Annotated in this window: 16 protein-coding genes; 9 read left to right on the top strand and 7 right to left on the bottom strand. The window is 72.1% G+C overall.

All coding sequences use genetic code 11. The annotated features are described in order from the left end of the window. Positions 1-76 precede the first annotated feature (76 nt). From ABZ312_RS14805 to ABZ312_RS14795, 3 genes are all read right to left on the bottom strand, one after another. Entirely contained in the window at positions 77-997 is a 921-nt protein-coding gene (locus ABZ312_RS14805; protein WP_499511500.1) for a sugar ABC transporter permease, read from the bottom strand. A 53-nt stretch (positions 998-1050) separates the two neighbouring features. Then, the gene (locus ABZ312_RS14800; RefSeq protein ID WP_499511501.1) at positions 1051-2052 is read right to left on the bottom strand and encodes a carbohydrate ABC transporter permease; all 1002 of its coding nucleotides are present in this window, start codon (positions 2050-2052) and stop codon (positions 1051-1053) included. Between the two features lie 137 nt (positions 2053-2189). After that, positions 2190-3464: an extracellular solute-binding protein gene (locus tag ABZ312_RS14795; protein ID WP_500322300.1), complete on the bottom strand. Its 1275-nt coding sequence runs from the start codon at positions 3462-3464 to the stop codon at positions 2190-2192. A gap of 325 nt (positions 3465-3789) precedes the next feature. Here ABZ312_RS14795 and ABZ312_RS14790 point away from each other — a divergent pair, with 325 nt between their 5' ends. From ABZ312_RS14790 to ABZ312_RS14780, 3 genes are read left to right on the top strand one after another with little or no spacing between them, the layout of a single operon-like run. Then, entirely contained in the window at positions 3790-5448 is a 1659-nt protein-coding gene (locus ABZ312_RS14790; RefSeq protein ID WP_500322299.1) for a glycoside hydrolase family 13 protein, read from the top strand. A 25-nt stretch (positions 5449-5473) separates the two neighbouring features. Beyond that, the gene (locus ABZ312_RS14785) at positions 5474-6562 is read left to right on the top strand and encodes a LacI family DNA-binding transcriptional regulator (protein ID WP_500322298.1); all 1089 of its coding nucleotides are present in this window, start codon (positions 5474-5476) and stop codon (positions 6560-6562) included. A gap of 37 nt (positions 6563-6599) precedes the next feature. Next, positions 6600-7442, top strand: coding sequence for a phosphatase PAP2 family protein (locus ABZ312_RS14780; protein WP_500322296.1), 843 nt, complete (start codon positions 6600-6602; stop codon positions 7440-7442). An 18-nt stretch (positions 7443-7460) separates the two neighbouring features. Here ABZ312_RS14780 and ABZ312_RS14775 read toward each other — a convergent pair whose 3' ends face one another. Next, entirely contained in the window at positions 7461-10421 is a 2961-nt protein-coding gene (locus ABZ312_RS14775) for a bifunctional [glutamine synthetase] adenylyltransferase/[glutamine synthetase]-adenylyl-L-tyrosine phosphorylase (RefSeq protein ID WP_500322295.1), read from the bottom strand. A 230-nt stretch (positions 10422-10651) separates the two neighbouring features. On the opposite strand from ABZ312_RS14775, the gene ABZ312_RS14770 reads away from it, so the two are divergent. The 4 genes from ABZ312_RS14770 to ABZ312_RS14755 all read left to right on the top strand — a co-directional run bounded on the left by ABZ312_RS14770 (position 10652) and on the right by ABZ312_RS14755 (position 16365). Then, on the top strand, positions 10652-12964 hold the full coding sequence (locus tag ABZ312_RS14770) for a peptidoglycan recognition protein family protein (RefSeq protein ID WP_500437772.1): 2313 nt from the start codon (positions 10652-10654) through the stop codon (positions 12962-12964). A gap of 190 nt (positions 12965-13154) precedes the next feature. Next, positions 13155-14054: an alkaline phosphatase family protein gene (locus ABZ312_RS14765; protein WP_500358328.1), complete on the top strand. Its 900-nt coding sequence runs from the start codon at positions 13155-13157 to the stop codon at positions 14052-14054. A 5-nt stretch (positions 14055-14059) separates the two neighbouring features. After that, positions 14060-15325, top strand: coding sequence for an MFS transporter (locus ABZ312_RS14760; RefSeq protein WP_500358326.1), 1266 nt, complete (start codon positions 14060-14062; stop codon positions 15323-15325). Between the two features lie 20 nt (positions 15326-15345). Next, entirely contained in the window at positions 15346-16365 is a 1020-nt protein-coding gene (locus ABZ312_RS14755) for a TolB family protein (protein WP_500358325.1), read from the top strand. Between the two features lie 27 nt (positions 16366-16392). Here the strand turns inward: ABZ312_RS14755 and ABZ312_RS14750 are convergent, their stop codons facing one another. Together ABZ312_RS14750 and ABZ312_RS14745 are read right to left on the bottom strand one after the other, a co-directional pair. Further along, positions 16393-16815, bottom strand: coding sequence for a TOBE domain-containing protein (locus tag ABZ312_RS14750; RefSeq protein ID WP_500437770.1), 423 nt, complete (start codon positions 16813-16815; stop codon positions 16393-16395). A 94-nt stretch (positions 16816-16909) separates the two neighbouring features. Beyond that, the gene (locus ABZ312_RS14745) at positions 16910-17335 is read right to left on the bottom strand and encodes an ATP-binding protein (RefSeq protein WP_500322289.1); all 426 of its coding nucleotides are present in this window, start codon (positions 17333-17335) and stop codon (positions 16910-16912) included. Positions 17336-17515: 180 nt separating this feature from the next. On the opposite strand from ABZ312_RS14745, the gene ABZ312_RS14740 reads away from it, so the two are divergent. Both ABZ312_RS14740 and glpK read left to right on the top strand, forming a co-directional pair. Continuing rightward, positions 17516-18283: an IclR family transcriptional regulator gene (locus tag ABZ312_RS14740; RefSeq protein WP_500322288.1), complete on the top strand. Its 768-nt coding sequence runs from the start codon at positions 17516-17518 to the stop codon at positions 18281-18283. 71 nt (positions 18284-18354) lie between these two features. Then, positions 18355-19863 carry a glycerol kinase GlpK gene (gene glpK, locus ABZ312_RS14735; RefSeq protein ID WP_500322286.1) on the top strand — a complete coding sequence of 503 codons (1509 nt, stop codon included), beginning with the start codon at positions 18355-18357 and terminating at the stop codon, positions 19861-19863. Here glpK and ABZ312_RS14730 read toward each other — a convergent pair. Next, positions 19847-20728, bottom strand: coding sequence for a PhzF family phenazine biosynthesis isomerase (locus ABZ312_RS14730; RefSeq protein ID WP_500358321.1), 882 nt, complete (start codon positions 20726-20728; stop codon positions 19847-19849). The genes glpK and ABZ312_RS14730 overlap by 17 nt on opposite strands. Positions 20729-20769: the final 41 nt, after the last annotated feature.

Genomic DNA, 20769 nt, shown 5'->3' with positions numbered 1-20769 from the left:
AGTGGTTGCTCGTGCGGCGAGGGGGCGAGGCCGGGGCACCCGGCCGGTGGGCCGGGTGCCCCGGGTCGGACGACGGTCAGGACTTGGCCGCGCCGGCGGTGAGGCCGGTGACCAGGTGCCGCTGGACGACGTAGAAGAAGGCCGACGCGGGGACGGCGATGAGCACGGACGTGGCGGCCATCAGGTCCCACTGGTTGTCGTGCTCGCTGATGAAGGTGGTCAGCCCGACGGCGAGGGTGTACTTGTCGTCGCCGAGCATGAAGACCGAGGCGTAGGCGACCTCTCCCCACGCCGTGAGGAAGGTGTAGAAGGCCGCCACCGCCAGGCCCGGACGGGCCAGCGGCAGGACCAGCCGGTAGAAGGTGCCGAAGGGGGTGAGGCCGTCGACCCGGCCGGCTTCGTCGATCTCCTGCGGGATGGTGTCGAAGTAGCCCTTGAGCAGCCACGCGCAGTAGGGCACGGCGGTGGTGCAGTAGACCAGGATGAGCGCCCAGTACGTGTCCAGCAGACCCAGGTCGGCCAGGATGTTGTACAGCGGCACCATGAGGATGGCGACCGGGAACATCTGGGTCACCAGGAAGATCCACATCAGCTGCCGGTGGCCGGGGAAGCGCATCCGGGAGACCGCGTAGCCGGAGCTGGCGGCGATGAACACGCCCAGCACGCAGGTGCCGAGGGCGACGATCATGGAGTTCAGGAACCACTGCAGGAAGTTCGTGTCGCCGAGGACCTTGGTGTAGTTCTCGAAGCTGAACTTGCCGGCGATGTCGGCCGGGTGCAGGAAGTCGGTCTTGTCGGGGCCGAAGGAGACCCAGGCGATCCACAGCACGGGGAAGGCCGCGATGAGGCTCGCGGTGATCAGCACGCCGTGGATCAGCACGGACGCGCCCCGGCTGCGCTCGCCGCGGCCGGTGCGCCGGCGTACGGCCGCGCGGGCGGGGGCGGCGGTCGCGCCCTGGTCGGCCCCCGTGGCGGGGAGGTCTGCGGTGGTGCTCATGGGGGTGGCTGCCCTCTCTTGCGTCATGACGATGTCCTGGCCGGGGGCGGCCGTCAGGCGGCCGCGTTCTCGGAGCGGGCGAGCCAGCGCCGGTACACGGAGGCGAAGACGATGAGCATGGACAGGATGATCACGCCGTAGGCGGCGGACCCGGCGTAGTCACGCGGGTCCTGTCCGAAGCCGAGCCGGTAGGCCCAGGTCACCAGGATCTGGGCGTCCTGTCCCGCGCTCGCGCCGAACAGCAGGAAGATGACGACGAACTGGTTGAAGGTCCAGATGATGCCGAGCAGGATCACCGTGCTGCTCACCGAGCGCAGGCCCGGGAGCGTCACGAAGCGGAACCGCTGCCAGGGGGTGGCGCCGTCCATCTCGGCCGCTTCGTACAGCTCGGAGGGGATCGACTGCAGGCCGCCGAGGAGCGAGACCATCATGAAGGGGACGCCGACCCAGGTGTTGACCATGATCGCCGCGGTCTTCTGCCAGAAGGGGTCGCTCAGCCAGGCGGGCGTCGGCAGGTGCAGCGAGTGCAGGACCGTGTTCAGGATGCCGCCGTCGTCGGCGAGGATCAGCCGCCACGAGAAGACGGTGACGAAGGTGGGCACGGCCCAGGGCAGGATCAGGACCAGCCGGTAGAAGGTGCGGCCGCGGATCTTGCGGTTCAGCAGCATGGCGAGGCCGAGGCCGAGGCCGTAGTGCAGGGTGACGCAGACGGCCGTCCACACGATGGTCCAGGTGAAGTGCGGCCAGAACTGGTGGTCCGCCCCGGAGAGGATCTCCGTGTAGTTCTTCAAGCCCACCCAGGAGAAGGAGTCCGGGATGTGGTTGACGCCGATCGTCCGGCCGACGTTCTGGCTGTTGGCGTCGGTCAGCGACAGGTAGATGCCGCGGACCAGGGGGTAGAGCACCAGCAGGCCGATGACGGCGACCACCGGCGCCACCATGGCCCAGGCATACCAGTTGCGGTTGTACGACTGCCGGATGCGGCTGAGCGGACCGGGGCGCGGCGCCTCGCCACGCTTGGTCTTCCGGGTCCCGCCCTGGACGGCGACGGTCATCTTCGGCACCTTTTCGAGAGGTTCGCTAAGGGTGGTACGGCCGCCCCGCACGGCCGGGGGGCATGCGTGCGGACGCGGGCGGGCCGCCCGGTCCGCCCCCCGCTCGGGGGAGGCGGACCGGACGGCTCATGGCTGCCTTACTGGAAGTCCTTGACGAGCTTCTTGTAGGCGTCGGCGGTCGCGTCCAGCCCCTGCTGGGTGCCGGTCTTGCCCTGCAGGACGTTCGTCAGACCGGTGTTGAAGTCGGCGAACAGGGAGCTGTACTCCGGCAGCTCCGGACGCGGGCGGGCGACGTTGGCCAGGATGTCCTGGAACTCGGCGACGCCGGGAGCGGCCTTGACCTCGGCGGTGTAGGCGGAGGTGCGGGTCGGCAGGGTGCCGTTCTTCAGCGCGATCTTGGCCTGGGTCTCACCCGAGGTCATCCAGCCGACGAACTTCTGGGCGGCTTCCTGGTGGGCCTTGTCCGAGCCGGCGTAGACGGCCAGGTTGTGGCCGCCGGTGGGGGCGCCGGCCTTGCCGGTGGAGCCGGCCGGGACGGAGGAGATGCCCAGGTTGGCCTTGTCGGAGAAGGCCGCGCCCTTGTAGATGTTGGTCAGCTCCCAGGGGCCCTGGACGATCATGGCGACCTTGCCGTTGACGAACGCGTCCTGCATGTGGGCGTAGCTGTCGGCGGTCACATCGAGCTTGTGGACACCCGGGGCGGCGAGCACGGACTTGCTCGTGTCGACGGCCTTGACGGCCTCGGGCGAGTTGATCGTGATCTTCTTCGCCGCGGCGTCGACCATGTCGGTGCCCTCGCCGAAGAGGAAGGGCAGCTCGTAGTAGGAGTCGGCGCGGAGCCAGAAGCCGTCGACCTTGTCCTTGGCCTTGACGGCCTTGGCGACCGCCTTCAGCTCGTCCCAGGTGGCGGGGGCCTTGTCGAAGCCGGCCTTCTTCAGCAGCTCCTTGTTCCACATGAGCGCGAGGGTGTCGGTGACGATCGGGGCACCGTAGGTCTTGCCCTCGTACTGCGCCTGCTTGAGCAGGGACGGGTTGATGTCACCCTGGTCGGCCAGCGCCGGGGTGCCGTCCAGCGGCGCGAGGAACTGGGACTTGGCCCAGGAGGCGGTCCAGCCGACCTCGGCGCGGACGACGTCCGGGGCGCCCTTGCTGCCGGCGGCCGTCTGGAACTTGTTCTGGGCCTGGTCGAACGGCACGTTGACGTAGGTGACCTTGATCTTCGGGTTCGCCTTCTCGAAGTCCGCGATCAGGGCCTTGTAGGTCGGCGCCTCGTTCGTCGCGTTCGAGGTGTCCCACCAGGTGATGGTGACCGGACCGCCGGCCTTGTCACTGCCGCCGTCGTCGCCGCCGCAAGCCGTCGCCGCAAGCCCGAGCGCCGCAACCAGCGCGGTGGCCGCTATGCCACGCCGCATGTGATCTCCTCCAGGATGAAAGCCCGTGATGGTGCGGGGCGCGTCGCCGCGTCCCCCCTGCCGACTGCGCCTTTGCGGCCGCCGGGCTGTCGAGGAACGTAACAGGGATGAAAGCCCGACGAAAGACCTTGCTGCAAAGACTTGCAAGATCTTCCGATCGTTACATCTGCGTGTCCTCACAGTTGCCGATGGGAGACGTGACGTGGGACGCTCGCGCTCCTGGAAGCCGTTACGCGATCTTCCGCAAATTCTTGAAAGGCATTGCCGATCACGCGGTGGATCGGAATCATCGGCAGGGAACGGCGCCGACTCCCGAGGGACCGACATGACCCAAGAGCTCGCCCCCGTCATCCACGACGCGACCGACGAGACCCCGGCCGCCCCCGAGGGGGGCACACCCGGCTGGTGGCGCAGCGCCGTCATCTACCAGGTGTACGTACGTTCCTTCGCCGACGGCGACGGTGACGGCGTGGGCGACCTGCCCGGCATCCGGGCCCGGCTGCCGTACCTGGCGGAACTGGGCGCCGACGCGGTCTGGCTGACCCCCTTCTACGCCTCGCCCCAGGCGGACGGCGGCTACGACGTCGCCGACTACCGCACCGTCGACCCCCTCTTCGGCTCCCTCGCGGATGCCGACGCGCTCCTCCGCACCGCCCACGAGCTGGGCCTGCGGGTGATCGTCGACATCGTCCCGAACCACACCTCCGACCGGCACGCGTGGTTCCGGGCGGCGCTCACGGACCGGCGCGGGGGGCCGGCCCGTGAGCGCTACCACTTCCGCCCCGGCAAGGGCGAGCACGGCGAACTGCCGCCCAACGACTGGGAGTCGGTCTTCGGCGGCCCCGCGTGGACCCGGGTCGCGGACGGCGACTGGTACCTCCACCTCTTCGCGCCCGAGCAGCCCGACCTCAACTGGGAGCACCCCGAGGTCCGCGAGGAGTTCGACGCCATCCTCCGCTTCTGGCTGGACCTGGGCGTGGACGGCTTCCGCATCGACGTCGCCCACGGCATGGTCAAGGCGCCGGGGCTGCCCGACATCGGCCACAAGGAGCAGGTCAAGATGATCGGCTCCCAGGTGCTCCCCTTCTTCGACCAGGACGGGGTGCACGAGATCCACCGCGCCTGGCGCCGGCTGCTCGACTCCTACTCCCCCGGCCCCGGGCCGCAGGAACTGCCGTCCGAGCGCATCGGCGTCGCCGAGGCCTGGGCGCCCGACGCCGGGCGCATGGCGCTGTACGTCCGTCCCGACGAGCTGCACCAGGCCTTCAACTTCCACTTCCTGCAGTGCCCCTGGGAGGCCGGGGCGATGCGCGCGGTGATCGAGGAGTCCCTCGCCGCCACCGTCTCCGTGGGCGCCCCCACCACCTGGGTGCTCTCCAACCACGACGTGGTCCGGCACGTCACCCGCTACGGAGGCGGTGCGGCCGGGCTGCGCCGGGCCCGCGCCGCGGCCCTGCTGATGCTCGCGCTGCCCGGTTCCGTGTACGTCTACCAGGGCGAGGAACTGGGTCTGCCCGAGGTCACCGACCTGCCGGACGAGGTCCGCCAGGACCCCTCCTTCTTCCGGGACAACGGCCAGGACGGGCTGCGCGACGGCTGCCGGGTGCCCATCCCGTGGACCGCCGACGGCCCCAGCCACGGCTTCGGGCCGGCCGGCAGCTGGCTGCCGCAGCCCGCGGGCTGGGGCGGACTGAGCGTCCAGGCGCAGACCGGCGACCCCGACTCCACCCTGGAGCTGTACCGCTCGGCCCTGCGGCTGCGCCGTGAACTGCCCGGCCTCGGCGACGGGCCGATGCGCTGGCTGGACGCTCCCGAGGGGGTGCTGGCCTTCTCCCGTCCCGGCCTGGTGTGCACCGTCAACGCCCGTTCGGCCCCGGTCCAACTCCCCGTGCCGGGGCGGCCGGTGCTCTCCTCCGAGCCCGTGGCGTTCACCGGCGGATCCGTCCGTCTTCCGGCTGATTCGTGCATCTGGTGGGCGATCTGAGATGCGACCGGTACAGTCCAATCCTGTGACCGCAAGGCTTGCCGACATCGCAGCCCAGGCGGGGGTGAGCGAAGCGACCGTCAGCCGTGTCCTCAACGGCAAGCCCGGGGTCTCCGCCGCCACCCGCCAATCCGTGCTGGCCGCCCTCGACCTGCTGGGGTACGAACGGCCGGTGCGGCTGCGGCAGCGCAGCGCGGGCCTCGTCGGGCTCATCACCCCGGAGCTGGAGAACCCGATCTTCCCGGCCTTCGCCCAGGTCATCGGGCAGGCCCTGACCCGGCAGGGGTACACCCCGGTGCTGGCCACCCAGACCCCGGGCGGCTCGACCGAGGACGAACTCGTCGAGATGCTCGTCGAGCGCGGTGTCGCCGGGATCATCTTCGTCTCCGGACTGCACGCCGACTCCACCGCCGACGTGGAGCGCTACGACCGGCTGCACGGCCAGGGCGTACCGTTCGTCCTGATCAACGGCTTCTCCGGCAAGATCAAGGCGCCGTTCGTCTCGCCCGACGACCGCGGTGCCATGCGTCTGGCCGTCACCCATCTGGCGGCGCTCGGCCACGAGCGGATCGGCCTCGCCGTCGGTCCCAAGCGGTTCGTCCCCGTGCAGCGCAAGATAGAGGGCTTCCTGCGCAGCATGGAGGAGGTGCTCGGCATAGCCGCCGACGAGGCGGCCGGGCGCATCCAGCACTCGCTGTTCACCCTCGAGGGTGGTCAAGCTGCCGCCTCCGGCCTGATCGAGTCCGGCTGCACGGCCGTGGTGTGCGCCTCCGACATGATGGCGCTCGGCGCCGTCCGCGCCGCCCGGCAGCAGGGGCTGTCCGTCCCCGGGGACGTCTCCGTCGTCGGCTTCGACGACTCCCCGCTCATCGCCTTCACCGATCCGCCGCTCACGACCATCCGGCAGCCGGTCACGGCCATGGGCCAGGCCGCGGTGCGCGCGCTGCTGGAGGAGGTCGGCGGTACCCCGGCACCGCACAGCGAGTTCGTTTTCCTGCCCGAACTGGTCGTCCGCGGTTCGACGGCATCAGGTCCCAAGGCCGGGGCAGCCGTACCCGTACAGCAGTCGACCGGGAGGCGTACGCGGGATGCACGCAATCCCACCGGGGGTTGATCGGACGGCACCGGACCGCATGGCAGACTATCGCCCCATGGGGGAATCGACCGCGAAGACCATGGCCCACCGCAGTGACGCCGTACCACCGCGCTCCATCGATTCCCGTGACGCCGATGGAGCGACGACGGGCAACAGACTGCTGGCGCCACGCCGGCCCCGGCTGTGGTTCGAGATCCTGCTGATCGCCGTCAGCTACTGGATCTACTCACTGGTGCGCAACGCCGTGCCCGAGCAGCAGGACGACGCCATGCGGAACGCGGGCCACGTCTGGGGCCTGGAACGGTCCCTCGGGCTCGCCTTCGAACACGCGGTCAATCATGCCGTGAACTCGGTAACGTGGCTCATCGTCGCGATGAACTATTACTACGCGACGCTCCACTTCATCGTCACCCTCGCCGTGCTCGTCTGGCTGTTCCGCCGGCACCCCGGGCGCTACGCGCCGACCCGGCTGGTCCTCTTCGTGACGACCGGCATCGCGCTGCTCGGCTACTACTTCTTCCCCCTGGCGCCGCCCCGGCTGATGGAGGGCGGCGGCTTCATCGACACCGTGAAGATCCACCACACCTGGGGGTCGATGGCGTCGGGCGACCTGGCGCACGTCTCCAACCAGTACGCGGCCATGCCGTCGATGCACATCGGCTGGTCGCTGTGGTGCGGCATCACCGTCGCCATGCTCGCGCGGCGGGCCTGGGTGCGGGTGCTGGGCGTGCTCTACCCGGTGGTCACGCTGCTCGTCATCGTCTCCACCGCCAACCACTTCTGGCTCGACGCCGCCGGCGGCACCCTCTGCCTCGGCGTCGGCTTCGCCGCCTCCTGGGCGGTCTACGGCGGCCTCGCCTACCGGTTGCCGCGCCAGGTGCGCGTCGCCACGGCGTAGGCGGGCGGCGGGCGCGGACTACGTGGCGTAGAAGAGGCGCTCGACCACCGCGCGGGCCCGGCGCGTGGCCCGGCGGTACTCCTCGACCATGTCGCCCACGTGCCCCGGCTCGTAGCCGAGGTACCGGCCCACCGCGGCGAGTTCCTTGCCGTCACCGGGGAAGGTGTCCCCGGCCCGGGCCCGGACGAGCATGACGGCGTTGCGCATCCGGCTCGCCAGGATCCAGGCGGCGTCCAGGACTTCCGCGTCCTCGGCGAGGACCAGTCCCGCCGCCGCGGCCGCGGCCAGCGCCGGCCGGGTACGGGTGGTCCGCAGGCCGGGGAACTGCGCGCCGTGCTGGAGCTGCAGCAGCTGCACGGTCCACTCGACGTCGCTGAGCCCGCCCCGCCCCAGCTTGGCGTGGGTCGTCGGGTCGGCGCCGCGCGGCAGCCGCTCGGACTCCATACGGGCCTTGAGCCGGCGGATCTCGCGGACCGCCTCCTCCGGCAGCCCCTCGGCCGGGTAGCGCAGCGGGTCGACGAGGCCGATGAAGCGGGCTCCCAGGTCCTCGTCGCCCGCGACCGGTTCGGCGCGCAGCAGGGCGTGGCTCTCCCAGACCAGCGACCAGCGCCGGTAGTAGGCGGCGTACGAGCCGAGCGTGCGCACCAGCGGTCCGCTCTTGCCCTCGGGGCGCAGGTCGGCGTCGATGAGCAGCGGCGGGTCGGTGGTGGGGATCTGCAGCAGCCTGCGCAGCTCGTTGGCGACCTTGAGCGCGGCCTTGGCGGCCCGGTGCTCGTCGGTGCCCTCGTACGGCTCGTGGACGAACAGGACGTCGGCGTCGGAGCCGTAGCCCAGTTCGTGGCCGCCGAAGCGGCCCATCCCGATGACGGCGAACCGGGTCGGCAGGGGCTCCCCCTCGGCCACCTCGACGGCGTTGACCGCGGCCTGCAGGGCCCCGGTGACGGCGGCGGCGTTGAGGTCGGTGAGGGCGGTGCCGATGGCGTCGGGGTCGTCGCGGTGGACCCCGACGAGGTCCGCGGCCGCGGTGCGGAACAGCTCGCGGCGGCGGACTCCGCGTACCGCGGCGACGGCCTGCTCGGCGGAGTCCGCGCGGTGGACCGCGGCCAGCACCTCCTGGTCCAGCGCACCACGCGTGCGGGGCTGGAGCCCCTCGTCGTCGGCGAGCAGGGCGACCGCCTCGGGGGCCCGCATGAGCAGGTCGGGGGCGAGCCGCCCGGAGGACAGCACGCGCGCGAGGTTGACGGCGGCGGCGCCCTCGTCCCGCAGCAGCCGCAGGTACCAGGGGGTGCGGCCCAGGGCGTCGCTGACCTTGCGGAAATTGAGCAGACCCGCGTCGGGGTCCGCGGAGTCGGCGAACCAGCCGAGCAGCACCGGCAGCAGGGTCCGCTGGATGGCGGCCTTGCGGCTGACCCCCGAGGCCAGCGCCTCCAGGTGGCGCAGGGCCGCGGTGGGGTCGGCGTAGCCGAGCGCCTCCAGACGCTGCTTGGCCGCGTCCGGGGTCAGGCCCACCTCGCCGGGGGCGAGCTGGGCGACCGCGTCGAGCAGCGGCCGGTAGAAGAGCTTCTCGTGGAGGCGGCGCACCTCCCGCGCGTGCCGCCGCCACTCCCGCTGCAGCTCCGCCACCGGGTCCGCCCGGAAGCCCAGGGAGCGGCCGAGCCGCCGCAGGTCGGCCACGTCCTCGGGCACCAGGTGGGTGCGGCGCAGCTTGTGGAGCTGGATGCGGTGCTCCATCGTCCGCAGGAAGCGGTACGAGGTGTCGAGCGCCGCCGCGTCCGCCCGCCCCACGTAGCCGCCGGCGGCGAGCTGGGACAGCGCGGTCAAGGTGGTGCCGCTGCGCAGCGACGGGTCGGTGCGGCCGTGCACGAGCTGGAGCAGCTGCACCGCGAACTCCACGTCCCGCAGGCCGCCGGGGCCCAGCTTCAGCTCCCGGTCGAGGTGCGCGACGGGGATGTTCTCCACGACCCGGCGCCGCATCTCCTGCACGTCCTGGACGAAGTGCTCGCGTTCCGCGGCCTGCCACACCATGGGCGACAGCGCCTCGACGTACTCCTGCCCGAGCGCCGGGTCGCCGGCCACCGGCCGGGCCTTGAGCAGCGCCTGGAACTCCCACGTCTTGGCCCAGCGCTTGTAGTAGGCCAGATGGCTGGACAGGGTGCGCACCAGCGGGCCGCGCCGGCCCTCGGGGCGCAGGTTGGCGTCGACCTGCCAGATGCTGCCCTCGACGGTGGTGTCGGAGCAGATCCGCATCATGCGCGAGGCCAGCCGCGTGGCGGCCTGCAGCGCCTTGGCCTCCTCGGCGTCGGGGCGGGCCTCGGCCACGAAGATGACGTCGACGTCGGAGATGTAGTTGAGCTCGTGGCCGCCGCACTTGCCCATGCCGATCACCGCCAGCCGGCACAGCGCGGCATCGCCCGGCGCCTCCTCCTCGGCCATGGCCAGGGCCGCACGCAGCGTCGCGGTGGCGAGGTCGGCGAGCTCCGCGGCGGTCTGCACCAGGTCGCTGGTGCCGCACACGTCGCGGGCGGCGATGCCCAGCATGCAGCGCCGGTAGGCGACGCGCAGCGACTCGGGGTCGTCGGCCCCGGCCAGCCCCCGTTCGAACTCCGTGGTCCCCGGGTGCAGGTCGGCGTGCTCGTAGGTGACCAGGGCGTGCCAGTCGCGCGGATGCCGGGTGAGGTGGTCGGCCAGGGCCACGGAGGCGCCCAGCACCCCGAGCAGCCGGTCGCGCAGCGGCTTGGCCGTGGTGAGCGTGTCGAGGAGGGTGCGCCGCTCCCCGGGATCGAGGGCCTCGAGGAGCCGTACGAGGGAGGCGAGCGCCTGGTCGGGGTCGGCCGTGGCGCCCAGCGCGTCGAGCAGGACCGGGTCGCTGCGCACCGGGGCGAGCTGCTCGCCGCCCAGCAGCGCCTCGGCGGCCACGGCGTCACTGAAGCCGTGCCGCAGCAGCCGCCCGAACCTGGTGTCCCGTCGCCCTTCCAGCACGCCGCCTGCCTTTCCCGGTGCTCCCGGCTGGGCTGATCCGCCCTAGAGAGAGTATCCGCCCTGCCCCGGCTCTGTTACCTGGCGTTATGGCCGGTTTCGGGGTGATCGTCCGGCGGTGTGAGCGCGGTCTGGTCCTTCTGGTATAAAGCGCTTGCTGTTTCAGAGGTTTAAGAAATCAACCAACGGTACCCACGGCTACCCAGGAGTGGGACGGGGCGGGGATAGAGAACATGCGGCGAATACGTCTGCGCGGGCGTGCGTGGCTCGCGGTCGGGGCGGTCGTACTCGGAGGGGCCGGTGTCATCACCGCCGCGTCCGTGGCCAGCGGTCCGGAGGGGACCGCCCCGTCGGCCGACGCGAAGGGGCCGGTGCCCAGTGCGGTCCAGTCCGTCGACCTCAAGGGCAAGGGCGGGGAGCGCACCCTGCCCCGGCGCGACACCGACACCTTCGGCCTGCTCGGTGTGACGTGGGACGACCCGCGCACGGAGCTGGACGGCACGGTGCAGGTGCGCACCCGTTCCGTGAAGAGCGGCCAATGGTCCGACTGGCACGCGGTCGACCCGCACTACGACGACGCTCCCGACCCGAAGACCGAGGGCGCAACCCGGGGCGGTTCGGCCCCGCTGTACGTGGGCCTGTCCAACGGCGTCGAGCTCAAGGTCGTATCGGCGAACGGCGCGTCGGGCACCCTCCCGAAGGGCCTCCAGCTCGAGCTGGTCGGCGACGCCAAGAAGAGCGGCACCGACGTCGCCATGGCGCCCGCCGCCTTCGCGGCGGACGCCGAGGAGACCACGACCCCGCCGGCCGACCCCTCCGTGACGGACTCGCCGTCCGACACCGCGACGCCCGACCCGACGGACTCCTCACCGAGCGACACGGCGGCTCCGTCGACCTCGGCCCCGGCACCGGACTCCTCGGCGTCCACCAGTGCCTCCCCGAGCGCGTCCGCGAGCACCTCCGCCTCCACCTCGCCGTCGCCGAGTTCGACCCGGCCCACCGCCCCCACGTCCACCGTGGCGATGCCGGCCGTCAAACTCCGCAAGGACTGGGGTGCCGACGAGTCCAAGCGCGAGGCCGGGGACCCGCCCTACGCGGACAAGGTGAACGTGGTCTTCGTCCACCACACCGACACCGCCGCCGACTACGACTGCACCGAATCGGCCTCGATCGTGCGGTGGATCTACGCCTACCACCTGTCGCAGGACTGGCGCGACATCGGCTACAACGCCCTGGTCGACAAGTGCGGCACCATCTTCGAGGGCCGCTTCGGCGGCCTGGACCTGCCGGTCATCGGCGCGCAGACCTACGGCTTCAACACGCGCAGCTGGGGCATCGCCGCGATCGGCACCTTCCAGGTCATCAAGGGTGTCCCGGCCACACCGATCTCCTCCAAGATGCTCGGCTCGATCGCGGCGCTGTCCGCGTGGAAGCTCGGCCAGTACGGGATCAACCCCAACCCCGGCAGCAAGACGCAGACCCTGGTCGAGGGCGCGGAGGACAGCCCGCCGTGGGTCTTCAAGAAGTCGTACACGTTCAACCCGATCTCCGGGCACCGCGACGGCTTCGCCACCGCCTGCCCCGGCCAGAACCTGTACGACAAGCTCGCCACCATCCGCTCCTACGCGGCCGGCGTCGCCGCGCCGACGCTGAACGGGGTCACCGGCGCCACGCTCTCCGGGTCCTCGTACTACACCAAGGGCACGGCGACGGTGGCCTGGAAGGAGAGCACGCCGACAGCCGTCCTGAAGCGGTTCGAGGTGCTGGTGGACGGCAAGGTCGCGGCCACCGCCAAGGCCACCGCCACCTCCGCGCCGATCACGGTCGCCGCGGGCAAGCACACCGTGACCGTGCGGGCGGTGCACATGAGCAACAAGACGGCGACGTCGGCGAGCTCGTACAGCGTGGTCGGCGACACGACCAAGCCGACGTTCACCACCGCCCCCTCGGTGAAGATCCGCAACGCCACCGTCTCCAGCACCTCCGTGCCGGTCTCGGTGAGCTGGAAGGCCGCCGACAACGGCGCCCTCAAGAGCGTCGCGGCGACCGCCCCGACCACGGCCACCTTCGGTCCGACCACCACGTCGTGGAGCACCACGGGCAAGGTGAACACCGCGGTCACCTACGGCCTGAAGGCCACCGACGCGGCCGGGAACTACACCACCGCCTCGGTGAGCCGCACGGCGGCGATCCTGCAGGAGACCTCGGCGACGAAGTCCGGGACCTGGTCGGCGAAGAGCAGCACCAGCTACCTCGGCGGGAAGTCCTACACCTCGTCCTCGAAGAACGCCAGCCTGACCTGGACGTTCACCGGCCGCTCGGTCGGCTGGGTGGTCTCTCGCGCCTCGACCTCCGGTCAGGCGTACGTCTACGTCGACGGGGTCAAGGCGGCCACGGTGGACCTGAAGTCCTCCACCACCGCCTACCGGCAGACGATCTGGTCCAAGTCCTGGACGACCAGCGCCAAGCACACGCTGAGGGTCGTCGTCGTCGGTACCTCCGGCCGCCCCGCGATCACCACGGACGGCATCACGTACGTCAAGTGACGTCCTGACAGCAAGGGCCCGGGGAACGCGAGTTGCGTTCCCCGGGCCCTTTTACCTGGGCTTGACCTCAAGATCCAGAACGTACGCACCGTTCCCCGGACCTTCACTTCCGCGGCGCTTCGGACGTCCGCGACCGCCTCCTAACCTGGCGCGGCGCCACTCCCCGTCCCCCCCTTCACGGAGGTCCGCCGTGTCCGGCTGGTCCCTGCCCCGTCCCCGTCGCACCGTCACCGCCCTCGCTTCCACCCTCGGCGTCGCCGCCGCCTCCCTCGGCCTGTGGGCCGGACTCGGCGGCGCCGAGACCGCCCACGCGGCCGGCAGCGTGCCGAACCCCGACCACGTGGTCGTGGTGATGCTCGAGAACCACGCCTACAGCCAGGTCATCGGCAGCTCCAGCGCGCCGTACCTCAACAACACGCTCAAGGCCGGCGGCGCCAGCCTGACGCAGTCGTACGGCGTCACGCACCCGAGCCAGCCCAACTACCTGCAGATCTTCTCGGGCGGCAACCAGGGCGTCACCGACGACGGCTGCTACACCCCCGGCTTCAGCTCCAAGCCCAACCTCGCCTCCGAGCTGATCGCCGCCGGCAAGAGCTGGGCCAGCTACAACGAGACGCTGCCCAGCCAGGGTTCCACCACCTGCAGCAGCGGCGACTACGCCCGCAAGCACAACCCGTGGTTCGCGTTCAGCAACGTCCCGACGTCGACGGCGAAGACCTTCGCGCAGTTCCCGACGGACTTCACCACCCTGCCGAAGGTCTCCTTCGTCACGCCGAACCTGTGCAGCGACATGCACGACTGCTCGGTCTCCACCGGTGACACCTGGCTGAAGAACAAGCTGGGCGCCTACGCGACCTGGGCGAAGACCCACAACAGCCTGCTCGTCGTCACCTTCGACGAGGACAACCGGCTGAGCGGCAACCGCATCCCGACCGTGTTCTACGGCCAGCCGGTCAAGGCCGGTTCGTCGTCCGCCACGACGTACAACCACTACAACGTGCTCCGCACGCTGGAGGACCTGGCGGGTCTCACCACGCACGCGGGCAACGCCGCCTCCGCCTCGGACATCACCGGCATCTGGGCGAGCTGAGGCCGGTGTACGTCGCGGACAGCCGCGGCGGAGCCGGCACCGGGGTCCGGGACGCGTCGCGTCCCGGACCCCGGGCCACCGCCGTCGCCCCCACCGTCCTCGTCCTGGGCACCGTCAGCCTCATCACCGACGTCTCGTCGGAGATGGTCACCGCCGTGCTCCCCCTCTACCTGGTCGCCGGACTCGGGCTCTCCCCGCTCGGCTTCGGCCTGCTCGACGGCGTCTACAACGGCTTCAGCGCCCTCGTGCGGCTGGCCGGCGGCCACCTCGCCGACCGGGGCGGCGGCCGGCACAAGGCCGTCGCGGCCGTCGGCTACGGCCTGTCGGCGCTGTGCAAGCCCGCACTGCTCCTCGTCCACAGCCTGCCCCTGATCGGTGCCGTCCTCGCGGTCGACCGCACCGGCAAGGGACTGCGCACCGCACCGCGGGACGCGCTGATCTCGCTGACCTCCACGCCCGGGACGCGCGGGCGGGCCTTCGGCGTGCACCGCGCCATGGACACCGCCGGGGCGCTGCTGGGACCGCTGGTGGCGTTCCTCATCCTGCGGCAGGCCGCCGAGGGGTACGACGCCGTCTTCACGGTGAGCTTCTGCGTGGCCGCCGTGGGGGTGCTGGTGCTGCTGCTCTTCGTGCCGGGCCGCCTCCGCGGCGGGGCCCCGGCCACCACGGCCGCCCCCGCCCCCGCCGAAGCGCCCGCGCCCTCGCTGCGGGCGTCCGTGGCGCTGCTGCGCCGCCGGGACGTGCGGCGGCTCACGGTCTGCGCGACGCTGCTGGGCCTGTCGACGGTGAGCGACTCCTTCGTCTACCTGCTGCTCCAGCACCGGCTCGGGGTCCCCGACCGCTGGTTCGCGCTGCTCCCCCTGGGCACCGCGGCGGCCTTCCTGCTGCTCGCGATGCCGCTGGGCAGGCTGGCCGACCGTGTGGGGCGCTGGCGGATGTTCCTGGCGGGACACCTCGCGCTGCTCGCCGCGTACGGGCTGATGCTCGCGCACGGCCCCGCGTACGCCGTCCTGCTGCTGCACGGCGCCTTCTACGCCGCCACGGACGGTGTGCTGATGGCCGCCGCCTCCACCGCCGTCCCCGACGAGCTGCGCGGCGCCGGGCTCGCCCTCGTCCAGACCGGGCAGGCCATGGCCCGCTTCGTCGCCTCCCTGGCCTTCGGCGCGGCCTGGACCGCCTGGGGCGACCGCACGGCGCTCACCGCCGCCGCGCTGGCGCTGACGGCGTGCGCGGTCTGCGCCGTGTACCTGCGTCCGGCGCCGAGCACGTGACCCCCGAGGAAAGGCCCCTCATGAACACCCGCAGCCGTCTGTTCGTGCTGCTCGCCGCCGTGGCGGCGCTGGCCGCCGTCGCCGCCGTGTCCGTGCTGCGCGCCGCCGACCGGGCGGCGGAGAAGGGCCGCCCGCAGGCGGGCGGCCCCGCGGTCACGGCGGGGGCGGTGACGCTGGCGCCGGACGCGCCCCGCATGGTGTTCCGCAACATGGCGTGGGGCCCGCACCGGGACGAGCTCGCCACAGTCCCGGCCGGCCGCCCCGGGGCCGCGCGCACCGCCTCGGACGTGAAGTGCCTGCGCTTCTACGCGGCCGCGGGCACCGGCATCTGCCTGCAGTCCGTCAAGGGCGCCGTCCAGGACGGCTACCGCGCCGTCGTGCTCGACGCCCGCCTGCACGAGCTGCGCCGCTTCCCCCTCGCGGGCATCCCCACCCGGGCCCGGGTCTCGCCCAGCGGGCGCATGGTCGCCTGGACGGTGTTCGTCGGGGGCGACTCCTACGCGGGCACGAACTTCTCCACCCGTACCTCCGTCCTGGACACCCGTACCTGGAGCCTCGTCGAGAACCTCGAGGACTTCCGGATCACCAGGGAGGGCCGGCCGTACCACGCCGCAGACGTCAACTTCTGGGGCGTGACGTTCTCCGACGACGCCCACTTCTACGCCACCCTGGGCACCGGCGGCCGCACCTACCTCGTCCGCGGCGACGTCGCGGCCCGCTCCGTCCGCACGCTGCGCAGCAACGTCGAGTGCCCCTCGCTCTCGCCCGACGGTACCCGGCTGGTGTTCAAGAAGCGCGTCGAGGGCCTGTCCCCCGACGCGCCCTGGCGGCTGTACGTCCTGGACCTGGCCACCCTGCGCGAGACCCCGCTCGCGGAGCGGCGGAGCGTCGACGACCAGGTCGTCTGGCGGGACGACCACACGGTCGTCTACGCCCTCGCCGGGGACTTCGGCGCGGACCTGTGGACGGTGCCCGCCGACGGCACCGGCACGGCCCGCCGCATGATGACGGCGGCGCTGGCCCCCGCGTACCTCGGCTAGGGCTCGCCGCGGGGCCCCCTCGTCCGCTCAGGTCGCCAGTGACACGTCGGTCGCCTTGACCAGCGCGACGACCGCGGCGCCCTCGGCGACGCCCAGCTCGTCGAGGGCCTCCCGGGTGATCACGGCGGTCAGCTCGCGGCCGCCCGCGAAGCCGATCCGGACGGTCGCCATGGCCTCGCCCGGCGTCACGGCGGCGACGGTCCCGGGGACCCGGTTGCGGATGCTGATGCCCTGCACCGGGGCCGTGGCGAGGGAGACCTCCGTCGCCTTGATCAGCACGGTCACCCCGCCGCCCGGGATGATGCCGAGCTCCCGCACGGCCTCGGCGGTCACGGCCGCCGTGAAGTCCGGTCCCCCGCCGTCGAGGCGCACCGTGACCACGGCCATCACCTCGCCCGGGACCACCGAGGCGACCTTGCCGTCGATCTGGTTGCGAATGCTCAGTGCCATGAGCGGCACCGTAAGCCCGCCCCCGGCGCGCCGCGCGGAACGACCCGCCGCCCGCCCCGGGCCCGGGCGGCGGTCCGGTCCCGCCGGCGGCGGCTCAGGCGGTGACCAGGTCCGCCCAGCGGGTGAAACCGGCGCAGTCGGCACGGATGCCGTGCCGTGTGGAGAGGGCGCCCACGATGCCGAGGCCCCGGCCGTGCTCGTCCGGGTCGGTGGATCCCCCCGGCATGCATGGTCGGGCCGACGGGCCCGAGTCGGTCACCTCGATGTGCAGGGCGCTGCGCCCCTCGACCTCGGTCCAGCAGATGCGCAGGGACGCGGGGCCGTCGGCGTGCACGATCGCGTTCGTGGTCAGCTCCGATATCACCAGCAGCGCGTCCTCGGCCACCTCCGCGCGCAGCTCCCACTCCGCCAGCACGCCCCGTACCCTCCGGCGCACGACGGACAGGGCGCCGGGGATGTGCGACAGCGCGCAGACGTGCACGTCCTCGCGCTGCGGCATCGTCTCGGGCTGTGCCGCCATGGTGTCCTCCTCCCGGGGAGTCCTGCCGGGTGGACTCCCGGACCTGCACGAAAGCTTCCGAGACAGGACATCCCGGGTCAATGAATCGGGGTCGTCATTATCGAACGCTGCCCTCAGAGGCCGAACGACCTGCGGAAACGCGCTGATGCCCATCGTGGTCGCCGGGGATAGCATCGACGTATGGCCGGCCCGCTCCAGTCCATCGAACGGGCGGCGGCGATCCTCAGGCTCCTGGCCGGCGGTCCCCGCCGGCTCGGGCTGGGCGAAGTGGCCGGCTCGCTCGGGCTGGCGAAGGGCACCGCCCACGGCATCCTGCGCACCCTCCAGCACGTGGACTTCGTCGAGCAGGACCCGGCGACCGGGAAGTACCAGCTCGGAGCGGCCCTGCTGCACCTGGGCACCAGCTACCTGGACGTCAACGAACTACGGTCCCGGTCGATCAACTGGGCCGACGCGCTGGCCGCCCGCAGCGGCGAGGCGGTACGCCTCGGCACCCCGCTGGAGGGCCAGGTGCTCGTCGTCCACCACGTCTTCCGGCCCGACGACAGCCTGCAGACGCTCGACGTCGGAGCCCTGCTGCCGCTGCACGCCTCCTCGCTCGGCAAGGTCCTGCTGGCGTACGGGGCGGCACCGCTGGAGCCGCTGCTGAAGGAGGAACTGGAGGCGTACACCCGGCACACCCTGGTGGTCCCGGAGGACCTGACCCGGGCCCTCGCCGACGTCCGCGAGCAGGGCTGGGCGCCGGAGGTGCAGGAGATGTCGATGGGCGAGGCCGGGGTCTCGGCGCCGATCCGCGGGTCGGGCGGCCTCGTCGTGGGCGCGATCGGCCTGTCCGGCCCGGTCGAGCGGATCTGCGACAGCAAGGGCCGCCCGCTGGCGTCCCTGGTCACGCTGCTCCGCGAGGCCGCGCGGGCGATCTCCAGAGACCTGGGCGCCGCCCGCTGGTGAGGCCCGCCCGGGCACCGGACACCCCGAGCACAGCGAACGCGTCGGAAAGCATCGGAAAGCAGGCCCCGATCATGGTTGAACGGTATGTGATGTCCATCGACCAGGGCACCACCTCCACCCGATGCATCCTGTTCGACCACCGGGGGCGCCTGGTGTCGGTGGCCCAGCGCGAGCACCAGCAGCACTTCCCCAGGCCCGGCTGGGTCGAGCACGACGCCCTGGAGATCTGGCGCAACCTCGAGCGCATCGTGCCGCAGGCGTTGTCCTCCGCCGAGATCGCGGCGGAGGAGGTCGCCGCGATCGGCATCGCCAACCAGCGGGAGACGACCGTGCTGTGGGACCGGAGCACGGGCGTACCGCTGGGCCGGGCGATCGTCTGGCAGGACACCCGCACCGCGCCGCTCGTCGAGCGGCTGCGCAAGGACCCCGGCGACGACTTCTTCCTGGAGCGCTGCTGCCTGCCGCCCTCCACCTACTTCTCCGCGCCGCGGATCCGCTGGCTCTTCGACGAGGTGCGCGGGCTGGAGCAGCGCGCCCGCGACGGCGAGGTGCTGTTCGGGACGATGGAGACCTGGCTGATCTGGAACCTGACGGGCGGGGTCGACGGTGGTCTGCACATCACCGACGCCACCAACGCCAGCCGCACCATGCTGATGAACATCCACTCGCTGACCTGGGACCAGGACCTGCTGGACTTCTTCGGCGTCCCCCGCGCGATGCTCCCGGAGATCCACGCCTCCGCCGAGAACTACGGCGCGGCCCGGACGGTCCTGCCCGGGGTCCGCATCACCGCCGCCCTCGGCGACCAGCAGGCGGCGCTCTTCGGCCAGACCTGCTTCTCCCCCGGCGAGGCGAAGTGCACCTACGGGACCGGCAGTTTCCTGCTGCTCAACACCGGGACCACGATGATCAGGTCGCGGCACGGGCTGCTCTCCACCGTCGCGTACAAGATCGACGACCAGCCGACGGTCTACGCCCTGGAGGGCTCGATCGCCGTCACCGGCTCGCTGGTGCAGTGGTTCCGCGACCGCCTCGGGCTGATCAGCAGCGCCCCGGAGATCGAGACCCTCGCCCTCACCGTCGCGGACAACGGCGGCTGCTACATCGTGCCCGCCTTCTCCGGTCTCTTCGCCCCGCACTGGCGCAGCGACGCCCGGGGCGTCATCGTCGGCCTCACCTCGTACATCACCAAGGGGCACCTCGCCCGGGCCGTCCTGGAGGCCACCGGCTGGCAGACCCGCGAGGTCGTCGACGCCATGAACGCCGACTCCTCACTCGGGCTGAAGGAGCTCAAGGTCGACGGCGGCATGACCGCGGACAACCTGCTGATGCAGTTCATCGCCGACGTCCTCGACGTCCCCGTGGTCCGCCCCATGGTCGCCGAGACCGTGTCCCTGGGCGCCGCCTACGCCGCCGGTCTCGCCTCCGGCTACTGGCCGGACCTGAAGGTGCTGCGGAACAACTGGCACCGCGCCGGGCAGTGGCTGCCCGACATGGACCCGGGGCACCGCGACGCCGAGTACGAGAACTGGCAGCGCGCCGTCGAGCGCTCCATCGGGTGGATCAGACAGCCCCCGTGACCGCCGGCGGGCCCAGGCGCACCGCCCGGCCAGTCACCCGGACGCGCGGGTCCCGTGGGTCGACGCCCACGAGCAGCTCGCTCGGGCGGCCCATGTCCTCGCCCTGCCGCACGACCACCCGGGCCGCCTCCGGCACCAGGTCCAGCTCGCGCAGGTAACCGCCGAACGCCGCCGCGGCCGCGCCGGTCGCCGGGTCCTCGACGACCCCGCCCACCGGGAAGGGGTCGCGGGCGTGGAAGCGGTCCGCGGCCTCCCGCCACACCAGGTGCACCGTGGTCCACCCGTGGCGGCGCATCACGCCGGCCAGGGCGTCGAAGTCGTACGCCAGGTCCGCCAGCCGGGCCCGCTCCGCGGCGGCCAGCACCAGGTGGTGGACCCCTCCGAAGGCCACGTGCGGCGGCAGCGCGGGGTCCAGCTCGCCCCGCTCCCAGCCCAGCGCGGCGAGCGCCGCGTCCAGCTCGGCGTCCTCGGCCGGGCGTGAGCGGGTCGGCACGCTGGTGAGCGTGGCGTGCAGCGTCCCCTCGTCACCGGCCGTCAGCACGGGAATCTCCCCAGCCGGGGTGTCGAAGACCAGCTCACCGGGGCCGATGCGCTCCGCCAGCGCGACGGCGGTCGCGACGGTCGCGTGGCCGCAGAAGTCGACCTCGGCGAGGGGGCTGAAGTAGCGGAGGGTGAACCGCCGGCGGGCGGGGTCCGCGGCCGTGACGAACGCCGTCTCGGAGTAGCCGACCTCGGCGGCGAGGGCGAGCATCCGTTCCTCGTCGAGGTCCGACGCGTCGAGGACGACGCCGGCCGGATTGCCGCCCGCAGGGTCGGAACTGAAGGCGGTGTAGCGCAGCACGTCGGTGCGGGTCCCAGGTGTCATGCCGTCCACGCTGTCACACCGGGTTCCATTGACAGAAACGA

The sequence above is a fragment of the Streptomyces sp. NPDC006207 genome (assembly GCF_040613835.1).
GTDB lineage: Bacteria > Actinomycetota > Actinomycetes > Streptomycetales > Streptomycetaceae > Actinacidiphila.
Note: the sequence above shows the minus strand (reverse complement) of the source record. Positions and strands in the feature narration are given on the sequence as shown.

Bases quoted from the DNA above. Each gene is read 5' to 3' on its own strand.
- ABZ312_RS14805 (WP_499511500.1), bottom strand. From the start codon at position 997: ATGAGCACCACCGCAGACCTCCCCGCCACGGGGGCCGACCAGGGCGCG.
- ABZ312_RS14800 (WP_499511501.1), bottom strand. From the start codon at position 2,052: ATGACCGTCGCCGTCCAGGGCGGGACCCGGAAGACCAAGCGTGGCGAG.
- ABZ312_RS14795 (WP_500322300.1), bottom strand. From the start codon at position 3,464: ATGCGGCGTGGCATAGCGGCCACCGCGCTGGTTGCGGCGCTCGGGCTT.
- ABZ312_RS14790 (WP_500322299.1), top strand. From the start codon at position 3,790: ATGACCCAAGAGCTCGCCCCCGTCATCCACGACGCGACCGACGAGACC.
- ABZ312_RS14780 (WP_500322296.1), top strand. From the start codon at position 6,600: ATGGGGGAATCGACCGCGAAGACCATGGCCCACCGCAGTGACGCCGTA.
- ABZ312_RS14770 (WP_500437772.1), top strand. From the start codon at position 10,652: ATGCGGCGAATACGTCTGCGCGGGCGTGCGTGGCTCGCGGTCGGGGCG.
- ABZ312_RS14755 (WP_500358325.1), top strand. From the start codon at position 15,346: ATGAACACCCGCAGCCGTCTGTTCGTGCTGCTCGCCGCCGTGGCGGCG.
- ABZ312_RS14750 (WP_500437770.1), bottom strand. From the start codon at position 16,815: ATGGCACTGAGCATTCGCAACCAGATCGACGGCAAGGTCGCCTCGGTG.
- ABZ312_RS14745 (WP_500322289.1), bottom strand. From the start codon at position 17,335: ATGGCGGCACAGCCCGAGACGATGCCGCAGCGCGAGGACGTGCACGTC.
- ABZ312_RS14740 (WP_500322288.1), top strand. From the start codon at position 17,516: ATGGCCGGCCCGCTCCAGTCCATCGAACGGGCGGCGGCGATCCTCAGG.
- glpK (WP_500322286.1), top strand. From the start codon at position 18,355: ATGGTTGAACGGTATGTGATGTCCATCGACCAGGGCACCACCTCCACC.
- ABZ312_RS14730 (WP_500358321.1), bottom strand. From the start codon at position 20,728: ATGACACCTGGGACCCGCACCGACGTGCTGCGCTACACCGCCTTCAGT.